We start from the raw sequence: 8,988 nt of genomic DNA on the forward strand, positions 1-8,988 counted from the left end.
CGCTTTGACCATGACGACGACACTGAACCTGATCGGCGCCGGCCACGTCGGCCGCGCGCTGGGCCGCCTGTTCCAGGCGCGCGGCGTGTTTGAGGTACAGGACGTGCTCACGCGCACGCGCGCGCACGCGCGCGCGGCGGTCGGCTTCATCGGTGCCGGCCGCGTGGTCGATGCCGTTCAAACCATGCGACCCGCCGATGTGTGGATGCTGGCCGTGGCCGACGACCAGATCGCCCCGGTCGCCGATGCGCTGGCGGCGAGCGGCCTGGCCGACGGCGCCATCGTATTTCACTGCAGCGGCGCCAAGGCGTCCAATGAACTGGCGCCGCTGGCCGCGCGCGGCGCCAGCGTCGCCAGCGTGCACCCGGTGCGCAGCTTCGCCGACCCGGACGCCGTCGCCAACGCGTTCGACGGCACCTTTTGCGGCGTCGAGGGCGACCCGGACGCGCTGGCGCTGCTGTTGCCGGCGTTTACCCACATCGGCGCGCGCCCGGTGACGATCGATGCGGCTGCCAAGACGGTGTACCATGCGGCGTCCGTGTTCGCCTCGAACTACCTGGTGACGGTGCTGGACGCGGCGCTGCGCGCCTACGAGGCGGCCGGCATCGCGCCCGAGGTGGCGCGCGAGCTGGCGCGGCCGTTGGCCGGCGAGACCCTGGCCAACGTACTGCGCCTCGGCCCCGAGCGCGCGCTGTCCGGCCCGATCGCGCGCGGGGACGCCGCCACCGTCGCGCGCCAGCAAGCCGCCGTGAAGGCCTGGAATGCGCCCGCCGGCCAGCTGTACGAAGCGCTGGCCGACGCCACCTGGGACCTGGCAGGCCGCAAGCACGCAATAAAAAGCGCAATCAATGGAGAAGGACGAGAATGATGAAACTGACTGCCTGGGCCACGCTGGCCGTGCTGGGTGTGTACTTCTGGACCTTTGCGATGGCGGGTCTGGCACGCGGAAAATACAAGGTGATGGCGCCGTCGATGGATGGGCCGCTGCCGTTCCAGAGCGCGCAGCGGGTACAGATCAATACCCTGGAACAGTTGCCGCTGGTGCTAGGCCCATTGTGGCTGTGCGCCATGTTTCTCGGCGACTTCTGGGCTGGGCTGGGCGGCCTGGTCTGGTGCGTGGGCCGCATCCTGTATGCCCTCGGCTACTACCGCGATCCGGCCAAGCGCGAATTCGGCTTCATCGTCGGCATGCTGGCCAGCGCGGCACTGGTGGTGGGCAGTGTCGTCGGCCTGCTTCTGTACTGAATGGCATCGAACTGTTGCAGCAGAGCAAAAATCATGTGTCCGTACATCGACAAAGTCTCTGCACTGGCATAAGCTAGTTGCCTGAATTCAAGTTGGAGAACGGCATGCTGTTTTTAAAAAGTACCAGCGTCACGAAGGCGCCGGGCATCTACGAAGTCGACGTCGCCGCCAAACCGCCGGGTAAAACCTTCGGCGTGTTCCTGGCCACCGATCCGGACAATCCACCGCACGCGCTGCTGAGCGCCCTCAATGAACTGGGCTTTCAGACCAGCTACCAGCAGAGCTACGTCCACAAAGACAAGGGCAAGGTGCTCGACCTGCATTTCCAGAAGGACGGCACCGACCTGTTCAACGGCTGGAAGGCCGAGGAATGCGCGGCCAACCTGGCGGCGCTCGACGAACTGTTCGGCCATGTCGGCATCAAGTTCACGCCACGCGTCATGAGCCTGGCCGAAGCCTACTCCTGAGAAGCTCGCTAAACCTGCTGCGTTGCCCTGGGAGTCGCCGATGCGCACTGTACTGCTCGTACAGTTCTCCTTCCCGACCACCATGGCTGCCGCTCGCGACGGTTCATCCAGCTTCTTTTATGTCGACGTGATACAGCGCCCACGGGCACTGTTGAAAGCGCTGGGGCAGCGGCAGCTTCGCCATCTCCGGCACGCGGTCGGCGTCATACACGGCCCACAGCGGCCCCAGCCCGCCGAGCGGCATCGGGCCGCCATCGATGCGGGTGGCGACGATGACCTGGCGCGTGCGCACCTGCTTCCCCGTCAACTCCACGTTGTAGCCATCGACCGCGCGCAGTGTCAGCGTCATGTCGTCGCTCACGCGTGCGCCTGCGCGAACCAGCACATGCAGCAACAGCGGGCCGCTCAGCGTATGCGGCTTGGCGTCGTATTCCAGCGTCGGCCGGATCGTCACCGCCGGTAGCGCCGCCAGCGCCGCCGCGTCGAACACGTAGGCCTTGGTAAAACTCACTTGCTGCTTGTGCATCATCTGGTCGAGCACCGGGTCGAACGGGCCGCGGTTGCTGTGCTCGATCGCGCCGGTGACGGTGAGCAGGCCAGGCCCGCGGGCCGCAGCCTGGGCCGGCTGAGCGGCGTTGGCGAGCGGCGCCAGGCCGGCGAGCACGGCGCCTTTGAACAAAGTGCGTTTATGCATGAGAAATGCGCATGGTGAATGCGTGAGAAAATGTCGGGCCGATGTTGCCTGCCATCATAGCCTCAACTGAGTCTCAACCGAGCTGTCTCCCGCCATGGACCTGTTTTCCGACGCCGCCGCCACGCTGCTGCCGCTCGCCTTCGAAGATGCCGACCTGGCCTGGCTGCCCCAGTTGCCTTTCCCGCTCAGCAATGCCGAGGTCCTGGCGCGCCTGGTCGAACAGACCCCGTGGCGCGCCGACACCATCGTCGTCTACGGCAAGCGCCACCTGCAGCCGCGCCTGAGCGCCTGGTATGGCGAGGCCAGCTATACCTATTCCGGCCTGACGCTCCCTCCCTTGCCGATGACGCCGCTGCTGGAACAGTTGCGCCGCAGCGTCGAGGCGGTGACCGGCCACCGCTACAACAGCGTGCTGCTCAACTATTACCGCAACGGCCAGGACAGCATGGGCATGCACAGCGACGACGAACCCGAACTCGGCCGCGAGCCGGTCATCGCATCGCTCAGTTTCGGCGCCACCCGGCGCTTCGTTTTTCGCCACAAGACCAAAACGCTGCGCCACGCAATCGACTTGAGCGACGGCTCGGTTCTACTAATGCGGGGTTCCACGCAACAGCATTGGTTGCACGGAATCAATAAAACGACAAGACCGATTGGGCCGCGTCTTAACTTAACTTTCCGCTTCATCGCTTAACGCCTGCTCAACCATATGCATATGTCGCGCAAATCCTTAATGAACTTGAGGTCATTAACTTACATTTGCTCACAGTTCTTACGAATCCGCGACTGAGTTAACCGTATTGCAGTGCTATCTTGGCTACATCGCGATTCACCTTGAACCGCGACCCAGTCAAACAGTTTGAAAGAGGAATTCGAGATGAAAAAGCACATCGTTGCACTGCTTGCCGCCACCGCTGCCGTGTCCGCAGCTCAAGCTCAGACCGTTCAAACCCAACCGCGCGCTTATGTCGGCGTGGGCGTGGCGAGCATCGACCACACCTATTCGTCGGTGAACAACGGTATCGCCGTGACCGACAAGGATGGCTACAACGGCAACGCCAAGATTTTCGGCGGCTATGAAGTCAACCAGACCTGGGGCGTCGAAGCCGGCTACACCGACCTCAACAAGGCAGATTTCAGCTACGTCACGCCTGCCGGGAACGGCCGCGGCAAGGCCGATGGCAGCCAGTACTACGTGGCCGCCAAGGGCAACTACCCGATCAACGACCAGTTCTCGGTGTATGGCAAGCTCGGCGTCGAGCACAGCCAGCGCAAGATCCGCGACACCGGCATCGCCGACATCAGCGACAGCAACACCGGCGCCTACGCCAGCGTCGGCCTGCAATACAACTTCACGCCGCAAGTCGGTGTGATCGCCGAATACGAACGCTATGGCAAGGACAAGGATTTCGGCGCCAAGGCCGATGCCTGGACCATCGGCGCGCGCTACAGCTTCTAAGGGCGCACGCGCTCTGCAGTTTTCCTAGGGGTAGGAAAGGAAAGGACCTTCGGGTCCTTTTTTTATGCCTGGCTGCCAGGGCGGTCTCACGAGCGGCGTCTGCGGGAGCTCGAAGCCGGCCGCGACGAAACGGTGCAGCGACGACCATGGCCACTGGTCGGCGCGTTCGCACAGGCCGTGGCGCACCGGATTGCCGTGCACGTAATCGATCAGCGCCGCATATTCCTCGTCATCCGTGATGCGGTAATCGCGGTAGTGGCGTTCCCAGATCGCGTTCTCGGCCGGGCCGCTCGCGCGCGTGCGCGTGCTCGCGCCGCTGCCTGCACCCATGAACGGATGCGATTTGTGCAAGGCTTTGGAAAAGGCGATCTTGACGGCGCGCCAGCGCATGGCGCAATCGTGGTCGCCGGGCGGTAAGGTCCAGATCGCATGCGCATGGTTCGGCATGACGACCCAGGCATCGACGTGGAAGGGTTTGCGTCCCCTGGCCTGGCGCATGGCTTCGCCAAAGGCCGAAATATGGTCCGTCAGCAAAGTGCTGTCCGGATCCAGCAGGCGGACGGTGAAGAAGAAGGTCCCACCCGGGACGCGGTTGTCGCGGTAGTGTGTCATGACGTAGTCTGCCCGGCGCGCGGCGATAACAAGCTCAACCGAGGCCGATTCTACACATGCCTTTTAAAGGGGGACGATCCATTTCCGCGCGAAAATCTATCACACGGGTCGTATTGTCATCATGCACTCGGTGGCGTCCGCGCACGCTTGAGGCGAAAAAAAAGCTCCCCGTAGGGAGCTTTCGTGGCGTAAAAGCGACTCAGCCGTTGACTCAAGCCATTCAGGCGCTGAGCGGCTTGTAGCGGATACGCTTCGGCTTGGCACCTTCTTCGCCCAAGCGCTTTTTCTTGTCCGCTTCGTATTCCTGGTAGTTACCGGCAAAGAAAGTGACTTGCGAGTTGCCTTCGAACGCCAGGATGTGGGTCGCGATGCGGTCCAGGAACCAGCGGTCGTGCGAGATCACCATCACGCTGCCGGCAAATTCCAGCAGCGCGTCTTCGAGTGCGCGCAGGGTTTCGACGTCGAGGTCGTTCGACGGTTCGTCCAGCAGCAGGACGTTGCCGCCTTGCAGCAGCGTCTTGGCCAGGTGCAGACGGCCGCGTTCGCCGCCCGACAGGTTGCCGACCACCTTTTGCTGGTCGCCGCCCTTGAAATTGAAGCGTCCCAGGTAGGCGCGCGACGGCATCTCGAAACGGCCGACGCTGAGCATGTCGGCGCCGCCGGTCACGTCTTCGAACACGGTCTTGCTGTTGGCGAGGTCTTCGCGGGTCTGGCCGACCAGCGACACCTTGGCGGTCTGGCCGATCACGACTTCGCCACTGTCCGGCTGCTCGAGGCCGGCGATCATCTTGAACAGGGTCGACTTACCGGCGCCGTTCGGGCCGATGATGCCGACGATCGCGCCCGGCGGCACCGTGAACGACAGGTTGTCGATCAGGAGGCGGTCGCCGAAGGCTTTGCTGACGTTCTTGAACTCGATGACTTCGTTGCCCAGGCGCTCGGCGACCGGAATGAAGATTTCCTGGGTCTCGTTGCGCTTCTGGTATTCGTATTCGCTCAGCTCGTTGAAGCGGGCCAGGCGGGCTTTCGACTTGGCCTGGCGTGCCTTCGGATTCTGGCGCGCCCATTCCAGCTCTTTCGCCAGGGCTTTCTGGCGTGCCGACTCGGTCGCTTCTTCCTGTTTCAGACGTGCTTCCTTCTGCTCCAGCCAGGACGAGTAATTGCCCTTCCACGGGATGCCATGGCCACGGTCCAGTTCGAGGATCCACTCGGCCGCGTTGTCCAGGAAGTAGCGGTCGTGGGTGATGCCGACCACGGTGCCCGGGAAGCGCAGCAGGAATTGCTCCAGCCACTCGACCGATTCGGCGTCCAGGTGGTTGGTCGGCTCGTCCAGCAGCAGCATGTCCGGCTTGCTCAGCAGCAGTTTGCACAGCGCCACGCGGCGCTTCTCGCCGCCCGACAGCACGCCGATCTTGGCGTCCCACGGCGGCAGGCGCAGCGCATCGGCGGCCATTTCCAGCTGCAGGTTCAGGTTGCCGCCGTCGGCCGCGGCGATGATCGATTCCAGGCGCTCCTGCTCCTTGGCCAGCGCGTCGAAATCAGCGTCTTCTTCGGCATACGCGGCGTACACCGCTTCCAGCTTGGCTTGCGCCTCGAACGCTTCGCCCAGGCCGGATTCGACTTCCTGGCGCACGGTTTTTTCCGGATCGAGCTGCGGTTCCTGCGGCAGGTAGCCGATGTTAAGGCCCGGCATCGGACGCGCTTCGCCCTGGATGTCGGTGTCGATACCGGCCATGATCTTGAGCAGCGTCGATTTACCGGAGCCGTTCAGGCCCAGCACGCCGATCTTCGCGCCCGGGAAGAAGGACAGGGAAATGTCTTTCAGGATCTGGCGTTTCGGTGGGACGATCTTGCCCACGCGGTTCATGGTGTAGACGTAATTGGCCATTGTTATGATGCATCGATTTGAATGAGGACGACAGGATACTGTAGAACGGCGCGCACCGGCGGGTCGCGCCGCAGAATTTTCAAGCGTCCTCAAGAAGGCCTGGCAAAACCTTTGCCCCGAAATTCAAGCATGTTCACGCATTCGGTCCAGCGTGTCCTGATGTGAGCAAGGATTGAACGATCATCTCGATACGGCGCGCGCGTAAAGTCGGTCGAATCCGGCCGTGCCGTTCGAGCTCCGCCGCCCCGTGTAACGCTGCCCATAAAGTTTCCGTAGCGGTCTCGGTCTCTTGGCAAAATGGTGCAACCACACCTGACAGGGCCTGGAAGGCATCGCGTAATTCACCGGGCGCGTCGGGCTGAGCAAAGCGCAATCCGCTCGACAACACAAGCATCGCCTCGTAAAGCGCAGATTGGCCGAGCGCAAAATCGATATAGGCGGTGGCGACGTTTTCCAATGCCTGCCGATCGTTGCGCGCCGCTTCAGTGGCTCTGCGCAGTATCGCCGCGATTTCGCCGAAACCTTCGACCGCCACTGCCGCGACGATCGCATCCCGGTTTCGAAAATGCGCGTAGATGACCGGCTGGCTGTATTCGATTTCGTCTGCCAGCCTGCGGATTGTGACGGCGTTCCAGCCTTGATCGGTAGCAATCTGACGCGCAGTGCGCATGATGTGCTTCTCGCGCTCGGCTTTTTCCCTGGCTTTTCTCTCTGCAATGCTCATAACCGCGCTCCTTGAACTATTTAAATATTATAGCGTGACTTTAAAAACTAGCGGTGCTAGGATATCTACAACCCACCAAAAGGAGCTGAACATGTACTGGTTTTCGATGAGCATTGTGTTGTTGGTTTCGGTCGGCATCATCCTGATCGGCCTGATGTATCTGTTCAACCCGCGTGCTGCAGCGACCGGCTTTGGCCTGCCACTCCCCGAAGCGGGAGCCAACACGACCTGGTGGCTTCGTCTCAAGGGCGTGCGCGATGTGGTCTCCGGGCTGGTCGTGCTTGCATTGCTGACCTGGAGCGGCACGCGCATCGTCGGGATAGCCCTGCTGGTTCAGGCAGTGACGCCCCTGGGCGACATGTCGACCGTTCTTGGAGCGAAAGGATCGGTCAAGCATGCCTTCGGTATTCACGGCTTGACCGCAGCCCTGATGATCCTGGCTGCGCTGCCGCTCATCACGGGTGCCGTATGAAGACGTTTATCTGGTTTGCCGTGACAGCCCTGATGCTGATGGACGCAGTCGGTTATTCGCTTGGAGCGATCGGACCGATCCGACGTGGCATCAATCCTGTCGACCCTTACTGGCAGAAGCGATTGCTGTTGAATTTGATGCTCGCCAATCAAGGCATGTATCTCGCGGCAGCTGTCCCGCTAGTCGGTGCAATTGCAGAGATGCACCAGCCTGGAACAGGACACCCTTTGTTTTGGCTTACGCTCGCGACCTGTGTCTATACGCTCGTCACGGTGCCAATTTTTACCCGGCGCGACAGCATGCATGTACTTCCGCGGGCATTCGCAGCAGTCTTGATCGTTATCGGCTTTGTGGTGAGTTGATCGTCGAGCCAGCGGATGTCGTCAAGCGTTCTTCGGCACCGCATCGGGCCGGCGCAGCAAACCTTCGAGCGCGAACAATGCCAGCGCCGCCCAGATCAGCACGAAGCCGGCCAGGCGATCCGCACTGAAGGCTTCGTGGAACATCCACACGCCGAGTAAAAACTGCAGCGTCGGTGTCACGTACTGCAGCAGGCCCAGCACGGACAGCGGAATGCGGCGCGCGCCGCTGGCGAACAGCAGCAGCGGGACCGCCGTGATCGGCCCGGCCGCCATCAACAGTGCGCGCGTCGCGTTGGACGGCGTGTTGACGAATGCGTTCTGGCCGTGCACGGTCAGCCAGATCACGTAAGCGGCCGCCAGCGGGAACAGCACCAGCGTCTCGAACGACAGTCCTTCCAGGGCGCCGAGCGGCGCGGTCTTGCGCATCAGGCCGTAGCCGCCGAACGAGGCGGCCAGCGCCAGTGCGATCCAGGGGACGTGGCCGGCCTGCCATGCCAGCCAGGCCACGCCCAGCGCCGCCACCGCGATCGCCAGCCACTGGATGCGGCGCAATCTCTCCTTGAGCAGCAGGTAGCCGAGCATGATGTTGACCAGCGGATTGATGAAATAGCCAAGGCTGGCTTCGATCACGTGGCCATTGTTGACTGCCCAGATGTAGATCAGCCAGTTGATGCTGAGCAAGCTGGCCGACGCCGCGAACAGGCCGATCATGCGCGGCTGGCGCAGCAGTTGCAGCCAGCCCCATTGTCTGCGCACGGCCAGCACGATCAGCAGGAACAACAGCGACCACAGCATGCGGTGCGCCAGGATCTGCAGCGGCGGCACTTCGTTGATCGCGTGGAAATACAGTGGGAACAGACCCCAGATGAGGAAGGCGAGGGCGGCGGACAGGATGCCGGTTTGCATGGTCATTTCGTAAATATAGGACCAGCTATTATATAAGCCCTGCTTCTCCAGAGTAACGCGCGCCCCTGGGATGGCGGACGAGGCAAACTGTCGGGCTGGAAAGGCACATCCGCCAAGACGCTTGTCATTTCTTGCCGATTATTCTATTGTGCAACGCGC

At 62.3% G+C, this 8,988-nt stretch carries 12 protein-coding genes; 7 read left to right on the plus strand and 5 right to left on the minus strand.

The window, feature by feature from the left end; translation table 11 throughout:
- The first annotated feature begins 10 nt into the window (after positions 1–10).
- The 3 genes from FA90_RS19035 to FA90_RS19045 all read left to right on the plus strand — a co-directional run bounded on the left by FA90_RS19035 (position 11) and on the right by FA90_RS19045 (position 1,712).
- Entirely contained in the window at positions 11–868 is an 858-nt protein-coding gene (locus tag FA90_RS19035; protein ID WP_051971917.1) for a Rossmann-like and DUF2520 domain-containing protein, read from the plus strand.
- A complete protein-coding gene (locus FA90_RS19040) occupies positions 865–1,245 on the plus strand; it encodes an MAPEG family protein (protein WP_036171495.1) in 381 nt (126 codons plus the stop codon). The genes FA90_RS19035 and FA90_RS19040 overlap by 4 nt, the downstream gene beginning before the upstream one ends.
- Before the next feature lie 104 nt (positions 1,246–1,349).
- On the plus strand, positions 1,350–1,712 hold the full coding sequence (locus tag FA90_RS19045) for a hypothetical protein (RefSeq protein ID WP_036176357.1): 363 nt from the start codon (positions 1,350–1,352) through the stop codon (positions 1,710–1,712).
- 103 nt (positions 1,713–1,815) lie between these two features.
- On the opposite strand, the gene FA90_RS19050 is transcribed toward FA90_RS19045, so the two are convergent.
- Positions 1,816–2,406: a hypothetical protein gene (locus FA90_RS19050; RefSeq protein WP_036171497.1), complete on the minus strand. Its 591-nt coding sequence runs from the start codon at positions 2,404–2,406 to the stop codon at positions 1,816–1,818.
- Between the two features lie 94 nt (positions 2,407–2,500).
- On the opposite strand from FA90_RS19050, the gene FA90_RS19055 reads away from it, so the two are divergent.
- Both FA90_RS19055 and FA90_RS19060 read left to right on the plus strand, forming a co-directional pair.
- Entirely contained in the window at positions 2,501–3,100 is a 600-nt protein-coding gene (locus FA90_RS19055) for an alpha-ketoglutarate-dependent dioxygenase AlkB (RefSeq protein WP_036171499.1), read from the plus strand.
- A 183-nt stretch (positions 3,101–3,283) separates the two neighbouring features.
- Positions 3,284–3,865, plus strand: a complete 582-nt coding sequence (locus tag FA90_RS19060) for a porin family protein (protein WP_036176360.1) — start codon at positions 3,284–3,286, stop codon at positions 3,863–3,865.
- Between the two features lie 24 nt (positions 3,866–3,889).
- Here the strand turns inward: FA90_RS19060 and FA90_RS19065 are convergent, their stop codons facing one another.
- The 3 genes from FA90_RS19065 to FA90_RS19075 form a co-directional block, all read right to left on the minus strand.
- A complete protein-coding gene (locus FA90_RS19065) occupies positions 3,890–4,477 on the minus strand; it encodes a transposase (RefSeq protein WP_036171501.1) in 588 nt (195 codons plus the stop codon).
- A 220-nt stretch (positions 4,478–4,697) separates the two neighbouring features.
- Entirely contained in the window at positions 4,698–6,365 is a 1,668-nt protein-coding gene (gene ettA / locus FA90_RS19070; protein WP_036171503.1) for an energy-dependent translational throttle protein EttA, read from the minus strand.
- A 133-nt stretch (positions 6,366–6,498) separates the two neighbouring features.
- Positions 6,499–7,089, minus strand: coding sequence for a TetR/AcrR family transcriptional regulator (locus FA90_RS19075; protein ID WP_036171505.1), 591 nt, complete (start codon positions 7,087–7,089; stop codon positions 6,499–6,501).
- Positions 7,090–7,180: 91 nt separating this feature from the next.
- Here FA90_RS19075 and FA90_RS19080 point away from each other — a divergent pair, with 91 nt between their 5' ends.
- Together FA90_RS19080 and FA90_RS19085 are read left to right on the plus strand one after the other, a co-directional pair.
- Positions 7,181–7,561 carry a DUF4267 domain-containing protein gene (locus FA90_RS19080; RefSeq protein WP_036171508.1) on the plus strand — a complete coding sequence of 127 codons (381 nt, stop codon included), beginning with the start codon at positions 7,181–7,183 and terminating at the stop codon, positions 7,559–7,561.
- Positions 7,558–7,923: a hypothetical protein gene (locus tag FA90_RS19085; RefSeq protein WP_036171511.1), complete on the plus strand. Its 366-nt coding sequence runs from the start codon at positions 7,558–7,560 to the stop codon at positions 7,921–7,923. The genes FA90_RS19080 and FA90_RS19085 overlap by 4 nt, the downstream gene beginning before the upstream one ends.
- A 21-nt stretch (positions 7,924–7,944) precedes the next feature.
- Here FA90_RS19085 and rarD read toward each other — a convergent pair whose 3' ends face one another.
- Positions 7,945–8,829, minus strand: coding sequence for an EamA family transporter RarD (gene rarD / locus FA90_RS19090; protein ID WP_036176363.1), 885 nt, complete (start codon positions 8,827–8,829; stop codon positions 7,945–7,947).
- Positions 8,830–8,988 lie beyond the last annotated feature (159 nt).

Origin of the sequence: Massilia sp. 9096, assembly GCF_000745265.1 — a bacterium.
Taxonomy (GTDB): Bacteria; Pseudomonadota; Gammaproteobacteria; order Burkholderiales; family Burkholderiaceae_D; genus Telluria.

Bases quoted from the DNA above. Each gene is read 5' to 3' on its own strand.
- FA90_RS19035 (WP_051971917.1), top strand. From the start codon at position 11: ATGACGACGACACTGAACCTGATCGGCGCCGGCCACGTCGGCCGCGCG.
- FA90_RS19040 (WP_036171495.1), top strand. From the start codon at position 865: ATGATGAAACTGACTGCCTGGGCCACGCTGGCCGTGCTGGGTGTGTAC.
- FA90_RS19045 (WP_036176357.1), top strand. From the start codon at position 1,350: ATGCTGTTTTTAAAAAGTACCAGCGTCACGAAGGCGCCGGGCATCTAC.
- FA90_RS19050 (WP_036171497.1), bottom strand. From the start codon at position 2,406: ATGCATAAACGCACTTTGTTCAAAGGCGCCGTGCTCGCCGGCCTGGCG.
- FA90_RS19055 (WP_036171499.1), top strand. From the start codon at position 2,501: ATGGACCTGTTTTCCGACGCCGCCGCCACGCTGCTGCCGCTCGCCTTC.
- FA90_RS19060 (WP_036176360.1), top strand. From the start codon at position 3,284: ATGAAAAAGCACATCGTTGCACTGCTTGCCGCCACCGCTGCCGTGTCC.
- FA90_RS19065 (WP_036171501.1), bottom strand. From the start codon at position 4,477: ATGACACACTACCGCGACAACCGCGTCCCGGGTGGGACCTTCTTCTTC.
- ettA (WP_036171503.1), bottom strand. From the start codon at position 6,365: ATGGCCAATTACGTCTACACCATGAACCGCGTGGGCAAGATCGTCCCA.
- FA90_RS19075 (WP_036171505.1), bottom strand. From the start codon at position 7,089: ATGAGCATTGCAGAGAGAAAAGCCAGGGAAAAAGCCGAGCGCGAGAAG.
- FA90_RS19080 (WP_036171508.1), top strand. From the start codon at position 7,181: ATGTACTGGTTTTCGATGAGCATTGTGTTGTTGGTTTCGGTCGGCATC.
- FA90_RS19085 (WP_036171511.1), top strand. From the start codon at position 7,558: ATGAAGACGTTTATCTGGTTTGCCGTGACAGCCCTGATGCTGATGGAC.
- rarD (WP_036176363.1), bottom strand. From the start codon at position 8,829: ATGCAAACCGGCATCCTGTCCGCCGCCCTCGCCTTCCTCATCTGGGGT.